The organism is Lutibaculum baratangense AMV1 (genome assembly GCF_000496075.1).
GTDB classification, from domain to species: domain Bacteria; phylum Pseudomonadota; class Alphaproteobacteria; order Rhizobiales; family Tepidamorphaceae; genus Lutibaculum; species Lutibaculum baratangense.
The window spans coordinates 151,741-176,557 of sequence record NZ_AWXZ01000039.1 but is presented as its reverse complement, the minus strand read 5'-3'; the positions used below and the strand labels follow the sequence as shown (position 1 = coordinate 176,557).

At 69.1% G+C, this 24,817-nt stretch carries 24 protein-coding genes; 10 read left to right on the top strand and 14 right to left on the bottom strand.

Annotated elements, in window-relative coordinates; translation table 11 throughout:
- Nucleotides 1–7 precede the first annotated feature (7 nt).
- The 3 genes from N177_RS15390 to N177_RS21125 form a co-directional block, all read right to left on the bottom strand.
- Entirely contained in the window at nt 8–457 is a 450-nt protein-coding gene (locus tag N177_RS15390; protein WP_040485931.1) for an NAD(P) transhydrogenase subunit alpha part 2, read from the bottom strand.
- Complete coding sequence (locus N177_RS15385; RefSeq protein ID WP_023433305.1) at nt 457–1,599, bottom strand: Re/Si-specific NAD(P)(+) transhydrogenase subunit alpha; 1,143 nt, start codon at nt 1,597–1,599, stop codon at nt 457–459. The genes N177_RS15390 and N177_RS15385 overlap by 1 nt, the downstream gene beginning before the upstream one ends.
- Nucleotides 1,600–1,692: 93 nt before the next feature.
- Nucleotides 1,693–1,827: an aa3-type cytochrome c oxidase subunit IV gene (locus tag N177_RS21125; RefSeq protein ID WP_023433304.1), complete on the bottom strand. Its 135-nt coding sequence runs from the start codon at nt 1,825–1,827 to the stop codon at nt 1,693–1,695.
- 199 nt (nt 1,828–2,026) lie between these two features.
- Between N177_RS21125 and N177_RS15380 the strand changes: the two genes are divergently transcribed.
- Nucleotides 2,027–2,644, top strand: a complete 618-nt coding sequence (locus tag N177_RS15380; RefSeq protein ID WP_023433302.1) for a glutathione S-transferase family protein — start codon at nt 2,027–2,029, stop codon at nt 2,642–2,644.
- A gap of 6 nt (nt 2,645–2,650) precedes the next feature.
- On the opposite strand, the gene N177_RS15375 is transcribed toward N177_RS15380, so the two are convergent.
- From N177_RS15375 to N177_RS15360, 4 genes are all read right to left on the bottom strand, one after another.
- Nucleotides 2,651–3,121 carry a pyridoxamine 5'-phosphate oxidase family protein gene (locus tag N177_RS15375; RefSeq protein WP_023433301.1) on the bottom strand — a complete coding sequence of 157 codons (471 nt, stop codon included), beginning with the start codon at nt 3,119–3,121 and terminating at the stop codon, nt 2,651–2,653.
- 82 nt (nt 3,122–3,203) lie between these two features.
- The gene (locus N177_RS15370; RefSeq protein ID WP_040486036.1) at nt 3,204–4,586 is read right to left on the bottom strand and encodes an ABC1 kinase family protein; all 1,383 of its coding nucleotides are present in this window, start codon (nt 4,584–4,586) and stop codon (nt 3,204–3,206) included.
- Nucleotides 4,587–4,620: 34 nt separating this feature from the next.
- Nucleotides 4,621–5,562 carry a heme-dependent oxidative N-demethylase family protein gene (locus tag N177_RS15365; protein WP_023433299.1) on the bottom strand — a complete coding sequence of 314 codons (942 nt, stop codon included), beginning with the start codon at nt 5,560–5,562 and terminating at the stop codon, nt 4,621–4,623.
- A 70-nt stretch (nt 5,563–5,632) separates the two neighbouring features.
- Nucleotides 5,633–7,471, bottom strand: coding sequence for a M3 family oligoendopeptidase (locus N177_RS15360; protein WP_425280800.1), 1,839 nt, complete (start codon nt 7,469–7,471; stop codon nt 5,633–5,635).
- Nucleotides 7,472–7,659: 188 nt separating this feature from the next.
- On the opposite strand from N177_RS15360, the gene N177_RS15355 reads away from it, so the two are divergent.
- From N177_RS15355 to mepK, 3 genes are all read left to right on the top strand, one after another.
- A complete protein-coding gene (locus N177_RS15355) occupies nt 7,660–9,150 on the top strand; it encodes a sigma-54-dependent transcriptional regulator (RefSeq protein ID WP_023433297.1) in 1,491 nt (496 codons plus the stop codon).
- A gap of 80 nt (nt 9,151–9,230) precedes the next feature.
- Nucleotides 9,231–10,883, top strand: coding sequence for a L,D-transpeptidase family protein (locus tag N177_RS15350; RefSeq protein WP_023433296.1), 1,653 nt, complete (start codon nt 9,231–9,233; stop codon nt 10,881–10,883).
- Between the two features lie 194 nt (nt 10,884–11,077).
- Nucleotides 11,078–12,679, top strand: a complete 1,602-nt coding sequence (gene mepK, locus N177_RS15345) for a peptidoglycan L,D-endopeptidase MepK (RefSeq protein WP_051402420.1) — start codon at nt 11,078–11,080, stop codon at nt 12,677–12,679.
- 108 nt (nt 12,680–12,787) lie between these two features.
- On the opposite strand, the gene N177_RS15340 is transcribed toward mepK, so the two are convergent.
- The 3 genes from N177_RS15340 to N177_RS15330 form a co-directional block, all read right to left on the bottom strand.
- Complete coding sequence (locus N177_RS15340; RefSeq protein ID WP_023433294.1) at nt 12,788–13,042, bottom strand: DUF2312 domain-containing protein; 255 nt, start codon at nt 13,040–13,042, stop codon at nt 12,788–12,790.
- 135 nt (nt 13,043–13,177) lie between these two features.
- Complete coding sequence (locus tag N177_RS15335; protein WP_023433293.1) at nt 13,178–13,483, bottom strand: DUF1244 domain-containing protein; 306 nt, start codon at nt 13,481–13,483, stop codon at nt 13,178–13,180.
- A 17-nt stretch (nt 13,484–13,500) separates the two neighbouring features.
- Nucleotides 13,501–14,328 carry an N-formylglutamate amidohydrolase gene (locus tag N177_RS15330; protein WP_023433292.1) on the bottom strand — a complete coding sequence of 276 codons (828 nt, stop codon included), beginning with the start codon at nt 14,326–14,328 and terminating at the stop codon, nt 13,501–13,503.
- A 109-nt stretch (nt 14,329–14,437) separates the two neighbouring features.
- Here N177_RS15330 and N177_RS15325 point away from each other — a divergent pair, with 109 nt between their 5' ends.
- Genes N177_RS15325 through pyk form a run of 4 tightly spaced genes read left to right on the top strand, consistent with a single transcriptional unit; the run spans nt 14,438 to nt 18,616 of the window.
- The gene (locus tag N177_RS15325; RefSeq protein ID WP_023433291.1) at nt 14,438–15,385 is read left to right on the top strand and encodes a DMT family transporter; all 948 of its coding nucleotides are present in this window, start codon (nt 14,438–14,440) and stop codon (nt 15,383–15,385) included.
- A complete protein-coding gene (locus N177_RS15320; RefSeq protein ID WP_023433290.1) occupies nt 15,382–16,722 on the top strand; it encodes a glycerate kinase type-2 family protein in 1,341 nt (446 codons plus the stop codon). The genes N177_RS15325 and N177_RS15320 overlap by 4 nt, the downstream gene beginning before the upstream one ends.
- Nucleotides 16,719–17,189: a DUF1036 domain-containing protein gene (locus N177_RS15315; protein WP_051402419.1), complete on the top strand. Its 471-nt coding sequence runs from the start codon at nt 16,719–16,721 to the stop codon at nt 17,187–17,189. The genes N177_RS15320 and N177_RS15315 overlap by 4 nt, the downstream gene beginning before the upstream one ends.
- A complete protein-coding gene (pyk, locus tag N177_RS15310) occupies nt 17,186–18,616 on the top strand; it encodes a pyruvate kinase (RefSeq protein ID WP_023433288.1) in 1,431 nt (476 codons plus the stop codon). The genes N177_RS15315 and pyk overlap by 4 nt, the downstream gene beginning before the upstream one ends.
- 3 nt (nt 18,617–18,619) lie before the next feature.
- Here pyk and N177_RS15305 read toward each other — a convergent pair whose 3' ends face one another.
- The 3 genes from N177_RS15305 to ykgO all read right to left on the bottom strand — a co-directional run bounded on the left by N177_RS15305 (nt 18,620) and on the right by ykgO (nt 20,483).
- A complete protein-coding gene (locus N177_RS15305; RefSeq protein WP_023433287.1) occupies nt 18,620–19,612 on the bottom strand; it encodes an alpha/beta fold hydrolase in 993 nt (330 codons plus the stop codon).
- A 13-nt stretch (nt 19,613–19,625) separates the two neighbouring features.
- Nucleotides 19,626–20,234, bottom strand: coding sequence for a tetratricopeptide repeat protein (locus tag N177_RS21455; RefSeq protein WP_023433286.1), 609 nt, complete (start codon nt 20,232–20,234; stop codon nt 19,626–19,628).
- Between the two features lie 123 nt (nt 20,235–20,357).
- Nucleotides 20,358–20,483, bottom strand: coding sequence for a type B 50S ribosomal protein L36 (ykgO, locus tag N177_RS15295; RefSeq protein ID WP_040486026.1), 126 nt, complete (start codon nt 20,481–20,483; stop codon nt 20,358–20,360).
- 266 nt (nt 20,484–20,749) lie between these two features.
- Between ykgO and N177_RS15290 the strand changes: the two genes are divergently transcribed.
- Both N177_RS15290 and N177_RS15285 read left to right on the top strand, forming a co-directional pair.
- Nucleotides 20,750–21,154, top strand: coding sequence for a response regulator (locus N177_RS15290; RefSeq protein ID WP_023433284.1), 405 nt, complete (start codon nt 20,750–20,752; stop codon nt 21,152–21,154).
- 198 nt (nt 21,155–21,352) lie between these two features.
- A complete protein-coding gene (locus tag N177_RS15285; RefSeq protein ID WP_023433283.1) occupies nt 21,353–22,528 on the top strand; it encodes a putative sulfate/molybdate transporter in 1,176 nt (391 codons plus the stop codon).
- Nucleotides 22,529–22,531: 3 nt separating this feature from the next.
- Here the strand turns inward: N177_RS15285 and N177_RS15280 are convergent, their stop codons facing one another.
- Entirely contained in the window at nt 22,532–24,685 is a 2,154-nt protein-coding gene (locus N177_RS15280) for a putative bifunctional diguanylate cyclase/phosphodiesterase (RefSeq protein ID WP_160170937.1), read from the bottom strand.
- Between the last annotated feature and the right edge of the window lie 132 nt (nt 24,686–24,817).

Below are 24,817 nucleotides of genomic sequence, written 5' to 3'. Positions count from 1 at the left end.
GCGCCCCTTACTTCGTCTTCTTCTTGTACATGGCGAGCATGCGCTGTGTGACGAGGAAGCCGCCGAATATGTTCACGGACGCAAGCACGAGCGCGAAGAAGCCGAAGGCGGTGGCCCAGCCGGTCCCGTCCGCGGCGACGGCATCGACCGCTTCGACGCCGACCGCCAGGATGGCGCCGACGACGATGACGGACGAGATCGCGTTCGTGACCGACATCAGCGGCGTGTGCAGCGCCGGGGTCACGCTCCAGACGACGTAGTAGCCGACGAAGCAGGCGAGGACGAAGATCGCGAAGCGGAAGACGAACGGGTCGATCTCCATGCCCGCGGCGTGAGCGACCCCGCTGACGCCGGCGGCCATGGCCTCGGCATGCGCCTCGGCAGCTTCCGCCGCCTGACGGGCGAGATCGGCGGTGTACTCCGCCTGGTTCAGGAGCGCGTCGGACGTGCCTGCCATCATTCCCCTCCCTTCGGTGCGAAATTCGGATGGATGACCGCACCGTCCCGGGTCAGGGCCGTCGCCTTCACCAGTTCATCCTCCCAGTTTATCTTCAGCGCCTTCGCCTCCTTGTCGATCAGCGTCTCGGCAAAGGCGAAGAGGTTGCGCGCGTAGAGGCTCGAAGCGCTGCCGGAGATGCGCCCCGGCACGTTGAGATGGCCGATGATCTTCACGCCGCCTTCCTCGACGGTCTCGCCGGGCTTCGCGCCCTCGACGTTCCCGCCGCGCTCGACCGCCAGGTCGATGATCACGGAGCCGGGCTTCATCGAGGCGACCATCTCCTTCGAGATGAGCCGCGGCGCCGGACGGCCGGGAATGAGCGCCGTCGTGATGACGATGTCCTGCTTGGCGATGTGGCTCGCCACGAGCTCGGCCTGCTTGGCCTGATACTCCTTGGACATCTCCTTCGCGTAGCCGCCGGCCGTCTCCGCGGCCTTGAACTCCTCGTCCTCGACGGCGATGAACTTGCCGCCGAGCGATTCCACCTGCTCCTTCGCCGCCGGGCGCACGTCGGTGGCCGACACGGCGGCGCCGAGACGGCGGGCCGTGGCGATCGCCTGAAGGCCCGCCACGCCGGCGCCCATCACGAAGACCCGCGCCGCCGGAACCGTGCCGGCCGCCGTCATCATCATCGGGAAGGCCCGGTCGAACGCGCCCGCGGCATCGATGACCGCTCGATAGCCCGCGAGGTTCGCCTGGCTCGAGAGGACGTCCATGACCTGTGCGCGGGTGATGCGCGGCATCAGCTCCATCGCGAAGGCGACGATGCCCGCCTCGCCGACGCGCTTCAGCTCCTCCTCGTGCCCGTAAGGGTCCATGAGGGCGAGCACCGCGGCACCGTTCTTGAAGAGGCCGAGCTCCTCGCCCTCCGGCCGGCGCACCTTGAGGACGAGATCGGCGTCCTTCAGAGTGGCTTCCGCGCCGTCGGCGATCTTCGCGCCGGCCTCCTCGTAGGCGGCATCGACGAAGCGCGAATGCGTGCCCGCGCCGCTCTGCACCACCACCTCGGCCCCGAGGCCGAGGAACTTCTTCACCGTGTCGGGACTGGCCGCGACGCGCGGCTCACCTTCTGCCCGTTCCGTCGGCACGGCTATCTTCATGCCAGGCCAACCCCTCCCCTTGGGTCACGTCGTTCACGAGATCGTTGTTATGCGCCAGAGATTGGCACACTGGTATACCACAGGGCAACAGGCTCAGAGCAGAAAGAACGCCATCAGGATCAGGATGACGACGACGATGATGGTGCTCCACTTCGTCAGCCAGATGAACGTGTCATAGGTGTTGACGTGGTCGGTCATGTCGTTGTGGCTGCGGGTCTCGTCGGCCATCGTCCCTCTCCAGGATTGGTAATGGAATGCGGACTTATAGCAGGCGGCCGGCACAGGGCAACGCCGGCCCGGCGGAGGCGCCGAGGCTATTTCGACAGTCGAAATCCCCCTTGCGCCGGACGCGCCGCGAGACGCTACTCTGCGTGACGGCCCGCTCGTCGGCCGCCCATGCACGCAGCGATCAGGAGACGATCCGGGGATGCGCCTGATAGGAATGCTCGACTCGCCCTACGTGCGGCGCGTGGCGGTGACACTCAACGCGCTCGGCCTCGCCTACGAGCACGAGTCGCTGTCGGTCTTCCGCAACTTCGAGGAGTTCGGCGAGATCAATCCGCTGGTGAAGGCGCCGACGCTCGTGACGGACGAGGGGATCGTCCTCATGGACTCCACCCTCATCCTCGAGCACATCGCGCGTCTCGCCCCCGAAGGGCGTGCCCTCCATCCGGACGGCATCGCCTCGCATGCACGGTCGCAGCGCATCCTGGGCCTCGCCCTCGCCGCCTGCGACAAGACGGTGCAGATCGTCTACGAGCGCACGCTCAGGCCCGAGGAGAAGCGGCACGAGCCTTGGCTCGACCGCGTCCGCGGGCAGGTGCGCAACGCGCTGGCGATGCTCGAGACGGAGGTGACGCCGGCACAGCCTTGGCTCTTCGGCGCCGAACCGATGCAGGCGGATATCACGACCGCGATCGCCTGGACGTTCCACCAGAGGATGCTGCCGGACCCGCTGCCGGCCGCAGACCATCCGGCGATCGCACGTCTGGCGGAACGGGCGGAGGCGCTGCCGGAGTTCCTCGCCTCGCCCTACGACGGCTGAGCCGACCTACATCGAGACCTTCTTGTTCTCGCCGAGATCGGGAGGGGTGTCCCGAATGCTCGCCATCGCCATCTTGAGCCCGGCCACGATCCGGCCCGGCCCTTCCCAGTATTCCGCCTCGTGCGGGGTGAACTTCAGGAGCACGGCATTGGGGTCTTCGGGCCCGTCCGGAAACCAGGCGTCCACGGCGACGCTCCAGATTTCCTTCATCTTCGCCTCGTCGCGCATCACTTCGGCATGGCCGGAGACGGAGAGGTAGGTCGAACCGGATTCGAAGGTGATGCAGGCGGAGGGGTCGGCCCGCAGCTCCTCGTCCTTGTGGGCGCGGATGTCGGTCACGAACCAGACGACGTGCTCGTCGCGGCGAGGCATCGCGCCCATCGGCCGGGCGCGCAGCTCACCCCCGTCGCGGGTGACGAGCATGCAGACATGTCCCTTCTCCATGATCTCCCAGACATGGTCGATCTTATCCGTCATAGGCTCTCTCCGTTGACGCTGGGCTCGGCGCGGGCTCGCGCCGGTTGGCCCACTCAACCCGAGGGCTCGAAGAGGGGTTCCCTCACATGGGCCTGAGGAAGTCGGGCGTCGGCACCTGCGCACGCTCGAGCGCCCCGCGCTGGCGATCCGCGACGGCAGCGAGATCGAAGCCTTCTATCGTCTCGTTGAAGAGGCGGTAGAAGTTCAACTCGCACTTCATCCGCAGGAAGACGCCGCCGAGCCCGACCGCGGCCCGGTCCATGAAGACGAATTCCCGCGGGATCGTCACCGGCCCCTTCCGCTTCAGCTCCTGCTTCACCCGGAACGCCTCGCGCCGGCCATACTCCGCCGCGCCGACATCGTTCGCGAGCACGCGCACCCGGTCCTCGAGCATCGGCCCGTAGATGAAGCGGGCCCAGATGTTGAGGATGTCGACGAGCTCGTTGTCGAGGCTCTTGAAGCCCCAGGTGCGGTAGGCATGGACGATGCGCTCGCGGTCGTCCGTCTTCAGGCCCTCGTAGAGGTCGATGACGCCCTGGATGAAGCTCGGCGGGAAGATGCGGATGCAGCCGTAGTCGAGCAGGTTGATGCCCCGGACCGCGCCCGCCTCCTCGAAGACGGTGTAGTTCCCCATATGCGGGTCGCCATGGATCACCGCGTAGTGGGCGAAGGGATACCACCAGGCCCGGAAGAGGCATTCCGAGAGGAAGTTGCGGGTTTCCTGGTCCGCGCCCTCGTAGCCAGAGAGCGGCCTCCCCTCGAGCCAGTCCATGACAAGAAGGCGCTTCGTCGAGAGCTGCTCGTGAACACCCGGCACGCGGATCTGGTCGTGGTCCTTCAGGATCTCCGCGTAGAGGCGGATGTGGGACGCCTCCCGCTTGTAGTCGAGCTCCTCGCGCAGGCGCTCGCCGAGCTCGACCACCGCCTCGCGGGCGTCGATCTCCGGGCTGATCCGCCGCTGGACCTGCAACAGCATGCCGAGCTGGCGCAGGTCCGCCTCCACCGCCGAGGCCATGTCGGGATACTGAAGCTTCGCGGCAAGCGCCCGGCCCTCGTGGTCGCGCGCCTTGTGGACCTGCCCGAGGGAGGCGGAGGCGGCCGAGTCCCGGCTGAACTCCGCGAAGCGCTGGCGCCAGTCCGAGCCGAGCTCGCTCACCATGCGGCGCTTCACGAACGGATAGCCCATGGGCGGCGCGGAGGCCTGCAGCTTCGCGAACTCGGCCGAGTATTCCGGCGGCAGCACGTCCGGGATATTCGCGAGCAGCTGGACGACCTTCATCGCCGGCCCCTTGAGGCCGCCGAGGGCCGCCGCGAGGGCGGCCGCGTTCTGGGCGTCGTTGCCCTTGACGCCCATGAGGCGCGACGCCCCGAGGCGGGCGACATTCCCTCCGACATTCGTGCCGACGCGGGCGTAGCGCAGGGCACGGGCCGAGAAGCGGTTACGTTCGTCGTCTCGTTCGGACATGAAGGGCGGCACCGGGTGAGATGTGTGACCGCCTCTAGATAGGGTTCGAGACGGCCTCTTGCACCGGGCCGGCCTGACGCAGCTCGTGGGCCAGCCGCTCGAGCATCCCGGCGATCCGGTCGCGATCCTGGATCAGGGCCTTGTAGCGAAGCTCTCCCTCGTCGAGCGCCAGTATGTCGCGCCGCAGCCCTTCCGCGAGCGCCGCGCCGTCCGGGTGGGAGCGGAAGGCGGCAACCGGGTCGACGTAGATCTTGATCGTGAACAGGATATCCCCGGAGCGCGGAAGGCGGCGCAGCGTCTGCCGCTCCACCCGCACGAAGGCGTCCGATCCGTCGCCGGCGGAGAACCAGTCGCGCGGCCGCGACTTGGACTCCGGGTGGTGCAACTGGTCGTCGGCATAGAGCGACCAGTTGATCCGCCATGTCGGCATGTCGACCTTCAAGGTCTCGAAGATCCTGTTCATGCGGACGCCGAGCCGCTCCTTGTAGCCCGGCACGTGCTCGTGGACGCCGTCGAGGGTCTGGCCGAACTTCTCGCGGAGCGACCAGGCGGAGGGAAAGCAGAGCGCCGCGGCGGCGAGCCGGTAGCCCCCATCCCCCGCCCGCATCAGAACGAGATCCTCCTGCACCAGACGTGCCGCTCGCATCAGCGCCGGCTCGTCGTCGTCGCCGAGCGCGACCCTGACGCCGGCCGATGGAACCGTGAGGGATTTCCCGTCACGCCCGTAGAGGTCCGGAAAGCACGTCTCGAGATGCCCCGCGAGGAGATCGAGAGTCTCGGCCTGCGCCGCCTCGGTCCCGTCTTCCGCCGCGAAGACGACTTCCGGGCGCTCGGCCAGCAGACGCTCCTTCTCGCGCAGATGCCGCACGAGATGCCCGTCCGGCTCGATCCACCGGCCCAGATCGAGCGGCTTCAGGCCGATCGAGAAGGGCCGGCGGGAACCGTCATAGGGGGTATAGGCAAGCGCTTCAGCCAACTGCGGACTCCGTCGGGGCGGACATGGGATGCCCCATTGAGCCGGAATCCGCCGGTGAAGCGCAAGGCCGCTATTCCTCGAGCGCCTCCAACTCGTCGATCAGGCCCTCGATCACCGTCAGGCCCTTCGACCAGAAGGCCGGTTCCGCCGCATCGAGGCCGAACGGCGCGAGCAGCTCCGAATGGTGCTTCGAGCCGCCGGCCTTCAGCATCTCGAAGTAGCGCTGCGCGAAGCCGTCCTCGCTCTCCTGGTAGATCGCGTAGAGCGAGTTCACGAGGCAGTCGCCGAACGCGTAGGCGTAGACGTAGAACGGCGAGTGGATGAAATGCGGCACGTAGGCCCAGAAGGTCTCGTAGCCGTCGCCGAGATTGATCGCGGGGCCGAGGCTTTCCGCCTGGACCTCCATCCACATGCGGTTGATCTCCTCGGCGGGGACCTCCTCCTGGCGGCGCGCCTCATGCAGCTTCCGCTCGAACACGTAGAAGGCGATCTGCCGCACCACGGTGTTCAGCATGTCCTCGACCTTCGCGGCGATGAGCGCCTTGCGCTCGGCCGGCTCGGCCCGCGACAGGATCGCGCGGAAGGTCAGCATCTCGCCGAAGACGCTGGCGGTCTCCGCGAGCGTCAGCGGCGTCGGCGCCATCAGCGGGCCCTGCGGGGCAGCGAGCACCTGGTGAACGCCGTGGCCGAGCTCGTGGGCGAGCGTCATCACGTCCCGCGGGCGCCCCTGGTAGTTCAGGAGCACGTAAGGGTGCGCGCTCGGCACGGTGGGGTGGGCGAAGGCGCCGGGGGACTTGCCGGGCTTGGTGGGCGCGTCGATCCAGCCCTTCTCGAAGAAGGGCTTCGCGATGTCGGCCATCTGCGGATCGAATCCCGCATATGCCGAGAGCACGGTGTCGCGCGCCTCCTCCCAGCGATAGGTCTTCTGCGGGGCCTTCGGCAGGGGTGCGTTGCGGTCCCAGAACTCGAGCCTGTCCTTGCCGAACCACCTCGCCTTCAGGGCATAGTAGCGGTGTGAGAGGCGCGGATAGGCCTCGCGCACGCTCGTCACGAGGGCATCGACGACCTCGCGCTCGACGCGGTTCGCGAGATGGCGCGAATCCGCCACGTCCTTGAAGCCGCGCCAGCGGTCGGAGATCTCCTTGTCCTTGGCGAGCGTGTTCGTGATCAGCGCGAAGGTCGGCAGGTGCTCGCGGAAGGTCCGCACCATCGCCTCCGCCGCCTTGCGGCGCGTCGCCTCCTCGGGATCCTGCAGCAGGTTGAGGGTCGGCTCGAGCGGCAGTTCCTCGCCGTCGACGTCGAACCGCAGGCCCGCCATCGTCTCGTCGAAGAGCCTGTTCCAGGCGCCACGGCCGGTCACGGACTTCTCGTGGAAGAGCTGCTCCAGCCTGTCCTCGAGCTGGTAGGGCCTCTCCTTGCGCTCGTCCTCGATCCACGGCCGGTAGTGGGCGAGCTCGGGGTCCGCCATCGCCGCCTCGATGCGCTCGTCGGAGATGCGGTTCAGCTCGAGCGGGAAGAACAGGAGATGGAGCCCGGCGTTCGTCAGCTTCTCCTGCACGTCGCCGTAGAACTTGGCCCGCGCGGGATCGCTCACCTGCAGGGCGTGCTGCAGCCCAGCATAGGAGATGAGGCGCCCCAGAAGGTCCTGCAGGGCCTCGAACTCGCGGATGGCGCCGGCGAGTTCGGCGGCGCCGGTCTCGGTGTCGAGAAGGCCGTCGAGCCTGCCCTTCCACCGCTCCTCGAACGCGACCGATTCGTCGAGCGACCGCGCGAGATCGCGCTTCACCTCGTCTGAATCCATCGCCGGATAGAGGTCGTCGAGGTTCCACTCCGGCAGCGCCCCGAGGTCGGGGGCGGTTCGGCGGGGCTGGATGGCGGCGGTGGCTTCGCTCATGGATCTCAACATCATTCCTGTTCGGACCGTCGCTTCGCTTCTAGCAGCTCGGCGGGTGATCGGCGAGAAAGTCGCCCCGGCAGAGGTCCCGGGTCCGGTCGTGGCGGAATTGCTTAAGAAGACCTTTACCGATCGACCGGAAGGATGTGGGGCCGGCGCTGCTCGCCGACAATCGCCTTCACGCGAATTCATCGGGGAGATTGATGGCCGAACGCATCCTCATTGTCGACGACGACCCCGTTCAGCGGCGGATTCTCGACAGCGCGGTGCGACGGCTCGGATTCCGCTCGTCCGTGGCGGAGGATGGCGAGCAGGCGCTCTCCATGCTGTCGCACGACGCGGGCGACGTCGACCTCCTGATACTCGACCTCGTCATGCCCGGTCTCGGCGGCCTCGAGGTTCTGGAAAGGCTGCAGGCCTTCGACTCTCGACCGCCCGTGATCGTGCAGACCGCCCATGGCGGCATCGACACGGTGGTCTCGGCCATGCGCGCCGGCGCCGCCGACTTCGTGGTGAAGCCGATCAGCCCCGAGCGGCTCGAGGTCTCGATCAGGAACGCGCTCAAGGTCAACGCGCTGCAGGGGGAGATCGTCCGCATCCAGCGCAAGGCGGAGGGGCGCCTCACCTTCCGCGACCTGATCACGAGAAGCCCCACCATGCGGCGGGTCATCGAGCTCGGCGAACGCGCGGCCGCCTCGAACATCCCGATCATCCTCGAGGGAGAGAGCGGGGTCGGCAAGGAGGTCATCGCGCGTGCGATCCAGGGGTCCAGCAACCGCGCCGGCAAGCCGTTCGTCGCCGTCAATTGCGGAGCCATCCCGGAGAACCTCGTCGAGAGCACCCTGTTCGGGCACGAGAGAGGCGCCTTCACCGGCGCGACCGAGCGCAGGATCGGCAAGTTCGTCGAGGCCGACGGCGGAACTCTGTTCCTGGACGAGGTGAGCGAACTGCCGCCGGATGCCCAGGTGAAGCTCCTGCGGGCGCTGCAGGAGGGCGAGGTAGACCCCGTCGGCGCACGCAAGCCGGTCAAGACCGACTTCCGCCTCATCTCCGCCACCAACCGCTCGATGATCGAGATCGTCCAGCAGGGTGCCTTCCGCGAGGACCTGTATTACCGGCTGAACGTATTCCCGATCATGATCCCTCCCTTGCGCGAGCGGCCGGAGGACATACCGAGCCTCGTCCAGCACTTCGCCACCCGTTTCGCGGCGGAAGAAGGCAAGCGGATAGACGGGGTCAGCCCGCGAGCGATCGAGCTCCTGATGCGCCACCGCTGGCCCGGAAACGTGCGACAGCTCGAGAATGCCGTGTTCCGCGCCGTCGTGCTGGCCGACGGACCGGAGGTCGGGATCGAGGCCTTCCCCCAGATCGCCGCGCAGGTGCCGGATCTGGAGCCGGACGATATCGCGACCGCGCAACTGCGCGAGACCGCACAGCGCATGGCGGTGGCGGGGCGGCGGGGCTGGGGCGCCCACCAGTCGCCGGCGCAGCCGCAGGACCTCGCGGGCCCGCGGGTGGGGCTCCTCGACGAGGACGGCGAGATGCGGCCGCTTTCGGACGTGGAGGCCGACATCATCCGCTTCGCGCTCGAGCATTATCGAGGCCGGATGAGCGAGGTCGCGCGGCGGCTCGGCATAGGTCGATCGACCCTCTATCGTCGCGTGCGGGAGCTCGGCCTCGACGCGGCGGAGTAGATCGCGGGCATTTGTTTCCAGTCGACGCGCGCGGGTCGGTACCATTTCGGGCGATTCGTGCGCCGGACCAGCAGGACCTCATGACGAAGACACGCCTCGCCCTGACGCTTCTCGCCATCGGTGCCATCGCCACGACCGGTGCGAACGCGCAGCCGCTCGCCCATCCCGGCCAGACCACGGGCGGCGCCACCGGCGTCGCGGCGGCCCCGGCAGGCCAGCCCGTTTCGTCGCTGATCGAGACGGCGCTGGCCGACACGGCGGCCAAGCGCAGCGGCCGGCTCCTCGCCGATGCCAAGGCGGTGCAGGCCTTCTACGAGGCGCGCGACTTCGCCCCGGTCTGGATCGGCGATCACGGCTTCAAGCGCGGCGCGCGGGAGCTCGCGCGGCGTCTGGCGGAGGCGGGCGACGACGGGCTCGACCCGCTGGCCTACGAGGCGAGGCTGCCCCTTTCCACGGCCGCGGCGCTCGACCTCGCCGCGAGCGAGGTCGAGCTCACGCTGCTCGCGGTGCGCTTCGCCAGAGAGGCGCGGCAGGGGCGGCTCGTGCCGTCCACCCTCGGCGACTTCGTGTCGGCGACGCCCGACCCCTTCGATGCCGGGATCTTTCTCCGGGAGCTCGCGTCGAGCGACGACATCGTGTCGCTCCTCGACGCGCAGAACCCGCAGCATCCGCAGTTCGCCGCCCTCCGGGAGCGGCTGCGCGAGCTGCGCCAGTACACGGGGTCCGTCGAGCCGTCGCGCCCGATCCCCGACGGCCCCAGCCTGCGCCTCGGCATGCGGGACGAAGCCGTGCCCGCCCTTCGCGAGCGCCTCGGCGTCGCGGCCCGTGCCGGGACGGACGATCGAGTCTACGAGCCCGAGCTCGCTGCCGCCGTGCGCGCCTTCCAGAAGGAACATGGCATGACGGTCGACGGCATCGTCGGCCCGCGGACCCGCGAGATGCTGAATGCGTCGACCTCGCTCACGAGCGCCGACATCGTCGCCAACATGGAGCGCTGGCGCTGGCTGCCGCGCGATCTCGGCCGGCACCACGTCTTCGTCAACATCCCCGAGTTCAAGCTCCGCATCCTGCAGGACGGCAGGGAGACCTTCGAGACGCGGGTCATCGTCGGGACACAGACGAACCGCACGCCGCTCTTCAGCGACGAGATCGAGTATGTCGACGTCAACCCGTACTGGAACGTTCCGTCCTCGATCGCGGTCAAGGAAATGCTGCCCGAGATCCGTCGCGACCCCTACTTCTTCGACCGCCGCGGCATCCAGGTGCTCTACACGGGCGACGGCAAGTCGCAGCTCATCGATCCCGTCCGCGTCGACTGGTCGCGCGTGAGCCCCGGCAACATGCCGTTCCGCTTCCGGCAGGTTCCGGGCGAGGCGAACGCGCTGGGCAACGTGAAGTTCATGTTCCCGAACAAGCACGCCGTCTACCTGCACGACACGCCGAACCGGAACCTGTTCTCGCGCTCCGACCGCGCCCTGAGCCACGGCTGCGTGAGGGTGGACGACCCCCTCGCATTCGCCGACGCTCTCCTGTCCGAGGAGCCCAAGCTCAGCGGCGACACGGTCCGGGGCATGATCGGCGGCCGCAACCAGGCCCGCTCGCTCGAGCGCCACATCCCCGTGCATCTGAGCTACTTCACGGTCTGGGCAGGGCCCGAAGGCACGATGAAACGCTGGAGCGACATCTACGGCTACGACCGGGAGATGAAGCGTCTTCTCGGCGCCACAGGCTGACGAGACTTGTGCTGCCCCCCCGAGTCGGGTCAAAGTTTCGCCGCGAAATTGTAACCTTGTGGCAACGTTGCCTTAACCAATACGGGTAAAGGATCCGTCCGAGATGAGGGTGCTGCGCTAACAGTGCCCTTGGTGACACACCGTCGGACAGGGCCGGCCGACAGGCCTGCCAATCGGGGGAAGCGAACTTGCCGATGCGCCTCGCGACCGCGCTGAGCGGACTGGCGCTCCTGCTTGTCTTGTCAGGAGCCTTCAGCACCCCAGCCGCAGCGGAAGACCGCACGCTCACCTTCAAGCAGATGCACACGGGTGAGACGCTGACCGTGACGTACAAGCGTAACGGCAGGTACGATCAGGCGGCCCTCAAGAAGATCAACTACATTCTCCGCGACTGGCGGCGCAACGAAGCCACCAACATGGACCCCGCGCTGATGGACCTCATCTGGGACGTCCGCCGGAAGCTCGGCACGAACGCCCCCGTGCACGTGCTGTCCGGCTACCGCTCGCCGGTGACCAACGCGGCGCTGCGCTCCCGGTCGAGCGGCGTCGCGCAGCAGAGCCAGCACATGCGGGGCCGGGCCCTCGACTTCTTCCTCCCCGGCGTGAACCTGACGCAGCTTCGGGCGGCGGGTCTCCGCGAGCAGGTGGGCGGCGTCGGCTTCTACCCCACCTCGGGTTCGCCTTTCATCCATCTCGACACCGGCAGCGTGCGCCACTGGCCGCGCATGTCGCGCCAGCAGCTCGCGAAGGTGTTCCCGGACGGGAAGACCCTGCACATCCCGAGCGACGGGCGCCCGATGGACGGCTACCAGGTGGCGCTCGCCGAGGCCGAGCGCCGCAAGAGCGGCGGCGGCACGTCCAGCGGTCAAACCCAGTCGCGCGGCCTCTTCGCGGCGCTCGGCGGCGGGCGCAGGTCGAGCGACGATCCGGCTGCGCCGGTCCGCGCGTCCGGCGGCCGCAACTTCTTCGCCTCGCTCTTCGGCAACGCCGGCGAGGAGGACGACGAGGAGCAGGCGACGGGCCGGGCGCCCGCCGCGCGGCCCGCGCCGCAGCGGACTCAGGTCGCCGCCGCGCCGGCGGCACCCGCAGCGGCACCCCGACAGGAGCCGGCTGCGATGCAGGTGGCCGCGGCCAATGCACCGCTTCCGCCCGCCCGGCCGGAGCGCCCTGCCCCGGCGGCCGCGGCGGCCGAACCCGCAGAGGCCGCTTCGGCGCCCGTCGTTCTCGCCGCCAACGTTCCGATGCCGGTCGCACGGCCGGCCATGGAGCCCGCTCTCGAGGCGGCCGAGCAGCCCGAGCCCGCGGCGGTCGCGGCGAAGCTCGACGTGCCGATGCCGCCGGAGCCTCCCAAGGTCGACTCCGTCCTCGTTGCGGCCATCATGCCGCCCGAGCGTCCTCTCATCACCTCCGCGGCGACGCCCCGACAGCCCGCCCGGATCGAGCCGAACATCGTGACGGCGCTCGCGCCGGCCGGTGCCGACGCCAGGCGCGACCTGCCCTTCGACCGCACGTTCACGAACGGCACGCTGACGACGAGCGTCAAGCTCGTGCCGATGGACCTCAGCGTGAAGGCGATCGACGCGGTGGCGACCAGCGCGACGGTCTGGCGCACCGGCAACGGGCTCGGCCTTCGCCATCCGGACCAGCGCGACCTCGAGCCGCTGTTCGAGAGGGCGAGCCATTTCGTCGACAACCGCTTCGTGCCGCGCGGCCCGCTCGACTACGCGAACGGCTTCAAGGGCGCGCCGATCAACCACCTTGCGGTCAAGACGATCGCGCTGGCCGGCAGGCGGTAGCGAGCTTCCCTCTCCCTGGAGGAACGAGAAGGCCGGGCGCGAGGGTCGCGCCCGGCCTTCTCTTTGTGCGTCGGATGAAGATAGGGCCGCCCGACCGGGCCGCGGGCGTCAGCCGAGGCCGAGCGCCTGCTTGTAGAGCTCGAGGATCGCCTCTTCCTCCTCCCGCTCCTGCGGCGGCTTCGCCCGCAGGCGAACGAGCGTCCGCATCGCCTTCGTGTCGAAGCCGCGCCCCTTGGCCTCGGCGTAGACCTCCTTGATGTCGTCCGCGATGCCCTTCTTCTCCTCCTCGAGGCGCTCGATGCGCTCGATGAGCTGCTTCAGTTCTTCTGCGGCGACACCGCTGTCCGTGAGGTCTTCGACCATCTGGTCCTCTCGATAGTTGTCATGCGGCCGCCCTCTCGGCGGCGGGTCTCTGGGTTTGGGGCGAAAAGCGCGCGTCGCGGGATGGGCGGCGCATGACCGTGCCCGACGCCGCGGATGCGTGGATGAAGCCTTGCCTCAGTGGCGATGCGAGGTCTTGAACTGTTCCTGCTGCTCGGGCGTCGCCTCGCTCTGGTGCTTCGCCTTCCACTCCTCGTAGGGCATGCCGTAGACGACCTCCCGCGACTCGTCCTTCGTCATGGAAAGGCCGCGTTCCTCGGCCGCCTCGCGGTACCAGTTCGAGAGGCAGTTCCGGCAGAAGCCACCGAGGTTCATCAGGTCGATGTTCTGCACGTCCGTGCGCTCGCGCAGATGCGCGACGAGACGCCTGAAGGCGGCAGCCTCGAGCTCCGTCCGGGTCTTTTCGTCGATCTTGTCCGTCATGGTGAAGTCTCCTCGCGTCACGCGGCCTGCGACAGGTGTATCTCGTTGAGGTGCGGCGTGCCGGCCAGCGCGTCAAGGAGATCCCCCAGAAGGCCAGCCCAGTGCGCGGCGCCGGCCTCGTCGGCGATCAGGTCCTGGCGCAGCTCGACCAGGGCGTGCGCCAGCCCGCGGCAGGTGCCGTGCCGGTACATGGTGTCGCCCTTCAGCCTGCCGCTGTAGGGCTCGTTGTCGCCGACGGTCAGGGCAGCGTCGCGCGACAGCATGTCGATCATCGGCACGGGCAGGCGCGGATCGCCGTCCCACAGGATGCCGATCTCCCACGGCCGGCGCACGCCTCGCCAGAGAGGTGTGAAGCTGTGGATCGACACGAGCGCCGGCGGCCGTCCCGCCGCGATCGCGGCGTTGATCGCGCCGTCGACCGCCCGGTGATAGGGCTCGTAGTAGCGCTCGATGCGGCGCTGCCGCTCCGCCTCGCCGACCCTCGCATTCCCCGGCACCACGGCGCCGTCCGACAATCGCATGATCAGCGTCGGGTCGTCGGCGCCCCGATTGGGATCGATCAGGAGCCGCGAGAACCGACTCATCACCGCGGGGCAACCCAGTCGGCCGGCCAGCATCCGTGTCACCGCCTCGGCGCCGATGTCGTAGCCGATATGCCGCTCGAGCTCGCTCTCCGTCAGGCCGAGCGTGCCGTACTCCGCCGGCAGGCTGTTCGATGCGTGATCGCAGAGCAGGAGATACGGCGTGTCGGCTCGCCCCTCGATCACCTCGAAGGGCTGGAAGTCGCTCTCTTCCACACGCGCCGACGTGGCGCTTTCTCCACACGCGTCTTGCCTGATGACCATTTCGCCTTGAATTCTTCGTGACGGGGCAGCCGGGCTGCCCTACGAATGCGCGTCTTATAGGACTATCGCGCCGTGCCGGGCAATGCACCCCGGCAGCTTGCGGGGATGCATGGTCGAAGCGACGGGAACCGAGGCCACCGCGCCGCAGGGCGGCACGGGACGGACGGGCGCCGCCTTTCTGGCGGTCGCCGTCGGCGCCGTGGCCATGGGCGCCTCGCCCGTCTTCGTCCGGCTGGCAGATGTCGGGCCCTTCGCCAGCGCCTTCTGGCGCGTCGCGCTCGCCCTGCCCTTCCTGGCGGCCTGGATGATGTGGGAGGAGCGCCTGAGGCTCCGCGCCTTGCCGCGGCGGCTCCTCGCGATGCCGCCGCTCGTGGCGCTCGCCGGCCTCTTCTTCGTCGGCGACCTCGCCTTCTGGCACCTCGCCATCATGAACACGACCGTCGCCAACGCCACCTTCCTCGCCGCCCTCGCGCCGGTGATGGTGGTGCTCGGTGCGTGGCTCCTGCTGCGCGAGACGGTGGGCCGCGAGATCTGGGCGGGGCTCGCGCTCGGCATCGTCGGCGCGGCCTTCCTGCTGGGATCGAGCTACCGCTTCGCCCCCGACCACCTGCTCGGCGACGCCTTCGGCCTCGTCACGGCCCTCTTCTTCGGCGCCTACATCCTGGCTGTGCGGCCGGCGCGGGCGCGCGTGTCGACCGGGGCGCTGCTCTTCGGCTCCAGCGTCGTCACGGCGGCGGGTCTCCTGATCCTCGCCCTCATGACGGAGGCGACGCTCTTTCCCGCGACCCTGCAAGGCGCCGCGGCGCTTCTCGCCCTGGCGCTCGTCAGCCACGCCGGCGGCCAGGGCCTCCTCGCCTTCGCGCTGGGCCACCTGCCCGCCGCGTTCTCGTCGCTCGTCATCTTCGTCGAAGGCGTCGCCGCGGCGGCGCTCGGCTGGCTCGTCCTCGGCGAGCACCTCACCCTCCTGCAGATCTGCGGGAGCCTCTCGATCTTCGCCGGCATCTGGATCGCGCGGCCGCGCGGAAGGACGCGCGAAAGGAGAAGAACCGCCCAATGAACGAAAAATCCCGCGGCTTCCTTCGTGAGCTCTACGACGCGGCCGTTGCCGCCGCCCATCCCGACGTCTGCCTGCCGCCCCATCTTCCCGAGCCGCCGCAGGGGCGGCTGATCATCCTGGCGGCCGGCAAGGCGGCGGGCGCGATGGTGGAGGCGGCCGAGCGGCACTATCTCGACGTCCTCGGTCTCGCCCCCGAGCGCATCGAGGGGGTCGGCGTGACCCGCTACGGCTATGCCGGCCCCACCCGCGTCGTGACGATGGTCGAGGCAGCCCACCCCGTGCCCGACCGCAACGGCGTGGCGGCGGCCGTGGCCGCGCTCGAGCTCGCGGCGAGCGCGGGCGAGGACGACCTCGTCCTCGTTCTCCTCTCGGGCGGCGGCTCGGCGCTCTGGATCGCTCCCCCGATCGGCGTGTCGCTGTCCGACAAGCAGGAGCTGACGCGGCTCCTCCTGCGCAGTGGAGCCACGATCTCCGAGATCAACACGGTTCGCCGCAGCCTGTCGCGCATCAAGGGCGGCCGTCTGGCAGCCGCCGCGCATCCCGCCCGCGTGCTCACGCTCGCGATCTCCGACGTCCCGCACGACGACCCGCTGGCCATCGCCTCCGGCCCCACCGTGGCGGACCCGGGCGATCCGGCGGAAGCGCTACGCATCCTCAACCGTTACGCGATCGAGCCGCAGCCGGCGATCGCAGCCGCGCTCGAGTCGGCGCAGGACCGGCCGGGACCGGGCGATCCTCGCCTCGCCAAGGCGGAGTACCGGCTGGTCGCGGCACCCAATCTGGCGCTCGAGGCGGCAGCCCGGCTTGCGCGCGAGCGCGGGTGGGAGACGACGAGCCTCGGCGCCGACCTCGAGGGCGAGGCCCGCGACGTCGGCCGCGACCACGCGCGGCAGGCGATCAATCTCGTCCGGGAAGGCGCGAAGCCGACGGTACTGCTGTCGGGGGGAGAGCTGACCGTGACGATCGCCGGCGGCGGCCGGGGCGGACCGAATCAGGAATTCGCGCTCGGCCTCGCCATCGCGCTCGACGGCCAGCCGGGCGTCTCCGCCCTCGCGGCGGACACGGACGGCGCCGACGGCGGCAGCGGCGCCGACGACGATCCGGCCGGCGCCTTCGTCTTCCCCGACACGCTGGAAAGGGCCCGAGAGGCTGGGCTCGACGCCGCCGACCACTTGGCGCGCAACGATTCCACCACGTTCTTCGAGGGCCTCGGCGATCTCCTGACCTGCGGCCCCACCCGCACCAACGTGAATGACTTCCGTGCCGTGCTCGTTGACACGGGCGGCAACGGCGATCAACTTGCGCCCGGGGGCCAGCAGACCGACGCGGGATCATGACTGAGAACAACGTTCGATCACAATGCTGCGGGCGCCTCGCGGCCTTGGCCGTGCCGGCTTTCGTCTTCTCCCTCGCCTACCTCGGCCCGACGAAGGCGGAGGCGGACTTCAGGATCTGCAACACCACACCGAGCCGGGTCGGCATCGCGATCGGCTACAAGGACGCCAAGGGCTGGGCGACCGAGGGGTGGTGGAACGTCGAGGCGAATGCCTGCGAAACGCTCCTTCAGGGCAGCCTCGCCGCCCGGTACTACTACCTCTACGCGATCGATTACGACCAAGGCGGCGAATGGAGCGGCGCTGCGTTCATGTGCACCCAGGACCAGATGTTCACGATCAGAGGTATCGACCGCTGCGAGGACCGGGGCTATTTCCAGACCGGTTTCTTCGAGATCGACACTCTCGAGCAGTCGAGCTGGACGGTCCAGCTGACCGACCCCGCCATCGAAGCCAGCGCCGCCCGATGAGGGCTCGCCGCACGAAGATCGTCGCGACGCTCGGTCCGGCGTCGCAGAGCCGGGAGATGCTCGAGCGCCTGTTCGATGCGGGCGTGGACGTCTTCCGCATCAACATGAGCCACACCTCGCACGAGTTCCTGCGCGAGCTCCACGGCCGCATCCGTGCGGTCGAGCATGCGAAGAACCGGCCGATCGGCATCCTCGCCGACCTGCAGGGGCCGAAGCTCCGGCTCGGCACCTTCGCGAGCGGAGAGACGGTGCTCGAGGTCGGGCAGACCTTCAGGCTCGACCAGTCGGAGGAGCCCGGCGACAACAGCCGTGTCGGCGTGCCGATGCGTGCGATCTTCGACGCGCTCGAGGTGGGGCACATGGTGCTCCTCAACGACGGGCGCGTGCGCATCGAGGTGACGGAGACGGGTCCCGATCACGTCGAGGGCATCGTGCGCGTCGGCGGCCGGATCTCCGACCGGAAGGGCATCAACCTGCCCGACACGGTCCTCCCGATCCCGGCCCTGACGGAGAAGGACCGCAACGACCTCGAGGCGGCGCTCAACATCGGCGTCGACTGGATCGCCCTTTCCTTCGTCCAGCGCCCCGAGGACGTCGCCGAGGCGCGCAAGATCACGCGCGGACGCGCCTCCATCATGGTGAAGATGGAGAAGCCGGCGGCGATCGAGCGGCTGGACGAGATCCTAGAGCTTTCGGACAGCCTGATGGTCGCCCGCGGCGATCTCGGCGTCGAGCTGCCGCTGGAGAGGGTCCCCGGACTGCAGAAGCGGCTTACGCGCGCCTGCCGCTATGCCGGCAAGCCGGTGGTCGTGGCGACGCAGATGCTCGAATCGATGATCTCGGCGCCCGTCCCGACGCGCGCCGAGGTGTCCGACGTCGCGACCGCCGTGTTCGAGGGCGCCGACGCAGTGATGCTGTCGGCGGAGTCCGCAGTGGGCGAGTTTCCCGTCGAGGCCGTGACGATGATGGACTCGATCGCCCGCCACGTCGAAAGCGACGCCAACTACCGTGGCATCATCCACGCCCAGCGCGCGACGCCCGAAGCGACCGGTGCCGACGCGATCTCGGCCGCCGCACGCTCGGCCGCGGAGACGCTCAACCTGGCCGCGGTCGTCTGCTGGACCTCCTCTGGCGCGACCGCGCTCCGCAGCGCCCGGGAACGCCCGCTGCGGGCCATCGTCGCGCTCACGCCGAACGTCTCGACCGCCCGTCGGCTCGCCGTGGTCTGGGGCGTTCACTGCGTTCTGACGGACGATGCCAGGGACGAGAGCGACATGGTGCGTCGCGCCTGCCGCATCCTGTTCCAGGAGAAGGTCGCCCGGATCGGTGACCGGGTCATCATCATGGCGGGCGTCCCCTTCGGCACGCCCGGCGCCACGAACATGCTGCGCATCGCCTTCGTCGGCGACGAAGACATCGGCGACTGAGGATCAGGCCCCGGCCTCGCGCCGAGCCGCCGCATCGGCGGCCGGCGGCACGGCGATCGCCCAAAGCTCCCGGAGGACGAGATCCGGGCACGCGTGGTGCGGCATGTGCCCCACCCCCTCCAGCCAGACGAGGCGGGCGTTCGGAATCTCCTGCGCCAGGGCTTCGGCGTGCAGCCATGGGGCGACCGTCTGATCGCGGTCGCCCTGGACGATGACCGTCGGCACCGCGATGCGAGGGTAGTCTCCCCTCGCCCTCTCCACGAAATCCTTGAGGACCGCGAGATCCTGCGAGGTGGAACGGAAGGCGGCGGGCCGGAGCGTCAGAGGCACGGCGGCCCGCTCGGCGTAGTCCGGCGTCTGCCGGCCCGGCCGGAACGTGTTCGCGACGACGCGGGGCAGGATACGCTCGGCCACGGGTATGACGATCGTGCGGACGAAGATCGGGCCCAGGACAGGCGTGGCCGCGAGCCTGTAGTACCAGCGGATTCCCCCCGGCCAGGGATGGCTGGCGGGCCCGAGCAGCATGAGCGCTCTCGTGCGGGAGGGATGGCGCAGGGCGATCTGCAGTGCCGTCGCCGCGCCGAGCGAGTGCCCGATGATCGCGGCCTTCTCGATCCCGAGCTCGTCCAGCACCCTCACGACCCGGTCCGCCTGCTCGTCGGGATGCGCGACGGCCTTGCCCGCCGGCCGGCTGCTCCACCCCGCGCCGGGGCGGTCGACCGAGACGAATCGGAAGGCCGACAACCCGTCCGGCGGAAAGGCCGTGAAGGGATCGAGCAGGCTGCCCGAGGCGCCGTGCAGGTAGAGCACCGCCGGGCCGTCGGCGGGCCCGCGCTCCTCGAAATGGAGCGACGTGCCGTCGGGCAGGTCCAGAAACCGGCCGGTCGGAGGATAGCGTCTGGCGATGGCCCGCGCGCGCAGCGCGCTCCAGCCCAGAAGCACGACGAAAGCGGCGGCGACCGCCGCCGCGACGAGCAGAATGTGGGAAGAGGTCACGAAGTGTCGGTACTCAGATCGGCAGGCCGTCGACGCTCTTCGAGAGGCGGTTGACCCGCTCCTCCGCGCCGTCGAGGTATGGATGCACGTCGAGCGCCCGCCGGAAGGCTTCGAGGGCGGGGCCGTCCTGGTCGAGCTCGTCGAGGACGAGCCCAAGCCCGTTCAGGGCGCCGAAATGGCGCGGCTGAAGCGCCAGAACGCGGCCGATGTCGTTCAGCGACCTGGCATAGTCATTACGCAGGTAGTGGAGGGTGGCGCGCCGGTTCCAGCCCTCGGCATATCCCGGCGCAATCGTCACCACGCGGTCTAGGTACAGAAGGGCGCGATCGTGCTCCTTGGCGGCCATGGCCTCGGCCGCCCGGTTCATCAGGAGATCGACCGTGTCGCTGCCCGACCTCGACCAGTTCGCGAGGATCCGCCGCTCGATCCGGCCCGCGCCTTCGGGCGAGGCAGACTCGGACAGGCGATCGAGCAGAAGCTCGACTTCGGGCAGGTCATCCCGCGAAACCCGGCTGTCGGCCGGCGCGGCGAAGACGACGCCGCCAATGGCGCTGACGGCGACGATCGCAGCCGCGGCGAGGCGCGAGGCGCGTTTCAGTCTGTCGACGACACGACGAAGCATGGCATCTCACCGCTGACATCCATTGGAATATAGATGGAACAGCGACGGGAGACCGTCAACGCCGGTGCCGGCGCGGCCCGAGCCGGCCGGCTCAAAGCACCGTGATGCAGCCGCGGGTGGCCGTCAGCCCTGGCGGGCCTTGAAGCGGCGGTTCTGCTTGTTGATCACGTAGATACGGCCCTTGCGGCGCACCACACGGTTGCCACGGTGCCGCTTGATCAACGACTTGAGCGAGTTCTTGATCTTCATGACATGTCTTCCGAGATCGAAGGCGGCGGGATCTTCCTCCGGGAACATCCCTCGCAACGAAAGGGCCGGCGACCACGTGGCACCGGCCCGTCCTGTTCAGAGGCCGGAAGCTAGCTGCGCCCCCGCTCTGTGTCAACGGCTGGGCATCGGCGTCGCGGGCCAAGCCGTCGTTTACCGATGGGTAACCACGCCGGCGGGGAGTCGCGCGGCATTTTGAACAAATTTTCCGTACTGCCGTTCATTTTTCGGATGCGGAGGATGCGGCAATGGTTCAGCTCGAAGAGTTCCCGATCGATTGTCTCGCGGGACAGCACATTCTTCTCGTGGAAGACGAGATTCTGCTCGCCCTCGACATGGCTGACGAGTTCGAGCGCGCCGGCGGTGACGTCGAGATGGCGGCCACGGCCCGGAAGGCGCTCCACCTCATCCGCGCCGGTCACTTCGACTGCGCGATTCTCGATTTTCGCATCGGCGACGGCACCTCCCTCCCCGTCGCCGCCGAGCTCGCCGCCCGGGGAGTCCCGTTCTTCTTCGTCACCGCGCAGGGAGAACTGCCCGAGCTTCGCCAGGGTCACCCGGACGCGAAGATCTTCAGCAAGCCGATGATGCCGCACCTGATGCGGCGGGAACTCGAGAAGGTGCTTCAGCGGTCGCGGCCCCAGCACGCCTGACCCGCTCGAAGCCGGCTCGCGCCCCGCTCCAGCGGTCGTCACCGGGAGCTCCGGGCCCTATAATGATAACTCCGGGCCCCATAATGATAATGAATGCGGGCGCCTGGATGCTGGTGCATACAGGCGTCGCCATCTATGGGAAGCTCACGCAGCCGAGGCTGTCTGGAGGGAGGCTGCCTGGATCAACCGGAACCGCGAATGGCCTTTGGACGCAGCAGAACGGATGCGACGGAACGCCATAGGCGCCGCAGCCTGCCGGGCGACCTCGGAGGCGCGTTCGGCGACCTCGGGACGCTGCTTCCCTACGCCCTCGGCGCCGCCACGATCGGCGGGCTGAGCGCCGTCGGGGTCTTTGGCGGGTTCGCCGTGTTCCTGATCGCGACCGGCCTGTTCTACGGCATTCCGATCGCGGTTCAGCCGATGAAGGCCGTCGGCGCCGTGGTGATGACCGGCGGCCTGTCGCCTGCCGAGGTGCTGACCGCCGGAGTGGCCATCGGCGGGACGATGCTCGTTCTCGGCGCGAGCGGGCTCGCGGTCCGGCTCGCCCGGCTCGTCCCGCAGTCCGTGACGACGGGCCTGCAGCTCGGCCTCGGCCTGGCCATGATCTCGATCGGGCTGACGCTGATGGCCGGCATGCCGTGGCTGGCGGCGGCGAGCGTCGCATTCCTGATGGCGGCGCTGCGCTGGCCACGGGTGCCGTCCGCCGCGGTGCTGGTCGTCGGGGCGGTCACCTGGGGCATACTGTTCCCGCAGGGCGAAGCGACGACCACCGCCAGCCAGGTGTGGGGCATGCCTCCGCTGCCCTCCCCGGCCGAGATCTGGAGCGCCATGACGCTCGCCGTGCTCCCGCAGCTCGCCCTCACGCTGACGAACGCCGTGATCCTGACCGCCGCGCTCTCGCGCGACCTCTTCGGCGTCCGCGCCCACCGCGCGAACGAGCGCAACCTGTCGCTGACCACCGGGATCTTCAACCTGCTCCTCGCGCCCTTCGGTGCCCTTCCGATGTGCCACGGGGCGGGCGGCCTTCAGGCGCAGTGGCGCTTCGGTGCGCGCAGCGGCCTCGCCCCGGTCGCGCTCGGCGTCGGAATTCTCGTCCTGCTCGTCGTCTTCGGGGCGCAGATCGTGACCGCTGTCGCCGCGATGCCGATGGCTGTCCTCGGTGCGCTTCTCGCCTTCGCCGGCGCCGACCTCGCCACGTCGAAGCGTCTGTTCGACGCCAGGCCCCGCTGTTGGCCGACCATCGCCGTCGCAGCGGCGCTCACGCTCTTCCTGGACGCCGCCTGGGGCCTCGCCGGCGGCATCCTGACCGAGAAGCTGACGGACACGCTCGTCCGCCTGCGCCGCGACCGCGCGGCCGGCCGCACCGGCCTCTGAGGCTCACGTCTGCGCCAGCCCGACCTCGCGCACCGGCGGCGCGACCGGCGACCGCGCGAGGTCGTTCGCCGCGGCGCGCAGCCGGGCCGCGAGGATCCGATCCAGCGGCCCCGGCCTTCCGAGTAGGTAGCCCTGCACCTCGTCGCAGCCGAGCCTTTCGAGAAAGGCCAGCTGGGCCTCCGTCTCCACGCCCTCGGCCACCGTCTGCAGACCGAGCACGTGGGCGAGCCTGATCATCGCCTCCACGATGAGGCGGCTGTCCTCGCTATCCTCGAGATCGCTCACGAAGCTGCGGTCGAGCTTGATCTTGTGGACCGGGAACTTCTTGAGGTAGGCGAGGCTCGTGTATCCCGCGCCGAAATCGTCGATCGCGAGCCCCACCCCCTTCTCCGACAATTGATTCAGGGTCTGCAGGGTCGTTCCGCTGTCCTGCATCAGGACGGTTTCCGTGATCTCCAGGATCAGGCGCGAGGGGTCCAGGCCGGAGATCACCAGCGCCTGTTCGACGACGGTGGCGATCTCGCTCCGGAACTGCGCCGGCGACAGGTTGACGGAAACGCAGGCACCCGCGAGCGCGCCATCCCACGCGGCTGCATCGCAACATGCCTGCATGAGGACGGCCTTCCCGATCTGGTTGATGAGGCTCGATTCCTCGGCAATCGGTATGAAGATCGCCGGCGATATCGGACCGAGTTGCGGATCGGTCCACCGGGCGAGAGCCTCGAGCGCGAGCACCCGCCGGTCGGCCAGCCGGACGATGGGCTGGTAATGCACTTCGATCCGTGACGTTGCGACCGCCAGCCGCAGCGCGCGCTCGATCTGCCACCGCCTTTCGGCCTCCTCCAGGAGCGTCCGATCGAAGAGGCGCAGCGAGCCCGGTCCGTCGCGCTTGGCGCAGTAGAGGGCGAGGTCGGCCGCCTTCAGGAGCTTGTCGATGGCCTGCCCGTCGCGAGGGTAGATCGAGACGCCGCCGCAGCCGCTGATCGACAGCTCCCTGCCATTCACGAAGGCCGGCCGGCCCACGCAGGCCATGATGACCCGGGCGAGGGCATCCACCTCCGCGCCGTCCCTTCCGTCGATGGGAAAGGCCAAGGCGAATTCGTCACCTCCCACCCGGGCCGCGACTGCTCCGGCGGGGGCCGCTTCCCGCAGCCTGGCACCGACAATGCACAGGACGGCATCACCTGTGTCGTGGCCATGGTGATCGTTGATCTCCTTGAAGCCGTCGAGATCCGCGACCAGGAGGACACAGCTCCCCCGCCGCTCCCGCGCACAATCCACCATCGCCCAGAGCCTGGACTGGAACGCCGCCCGGTTCACGAGCCCGGTCATCGGGTCGTGCTCCGCAAGAAAGCGGATGCGCTCCTCCTGCTCGAGCTTCGCCGTGATGTCGGTGGCAACACCGCGATATCCCCTGAAGCGCCCCGCGCGATCGAAGACCGGCACGGCGGAGACGTGCCAGGTCAGCACGTCTCCGTCCGCCGTGCGCACGCGACGACGAAAGTCCCGGAACGGCCTCTGCAAGGACAGGTCGCGGAGGTGCTGCGCCCACTCGCGCGTCTGCGTCTCGGCACTGGTCAGCGCATCCCAGCGCGGAAAGCAGAAGCGGGCGCCCGTGCCGCTCCCGTCGCCGCCGGATTGCCGGCCGCACCGCCCGCCCTCGGAGACGAACGACATCACCAGAGCGGCATCGGTTTCCCACAATATGTCGGAGGCACTGGTCGCGAAGTGGCGGAAACGCCGCTCGGCCTTCCGGGCGATTCGCGCCTCGAGCAGCGACATCGTCAGGAGCATCAACGTGACGATGAAGAAGCCGCCGACCGTCATGGAGTGTTGCCGGCCCAGGCTCATGATGCCGCTGCGGGTCTTCTCGTAGAGGCGATGGCGCTCGACCTGAAATCCGACGAGCAGGGTTTGAAGATCCGTCTCGAGCGGCTCGAGTTCGGCGTCGACCTCGGCCAGAAGGTCCATCCTGCCCCAGGCGTCGGGAAGGGGCTGCAGCCAGTCGTCGATGCGGCTCAGAACCTCCTCGGCCCGTCCGCGCACCGTGCCGACCGTCGTGCCCCCGATGTCGATCGGCAGCATGAGTTCGGTGTCGAGCAGCGGGACGCGGCTCCAGAGAATGTCGAAGCGCATCTGGACGTCGGCCCAAGGCACGGCAGGGATCGCCGACAACGTGCCTCGCGAAGGCCTCGCGGAAGCGAGAGACCTCGACCCGCGCCTGCAGCACGGGCCAGGCCGTCGCCGCCTCGTAGCGCTCCGCCTCGGCACGGGTGGTGTCTTCGAGCG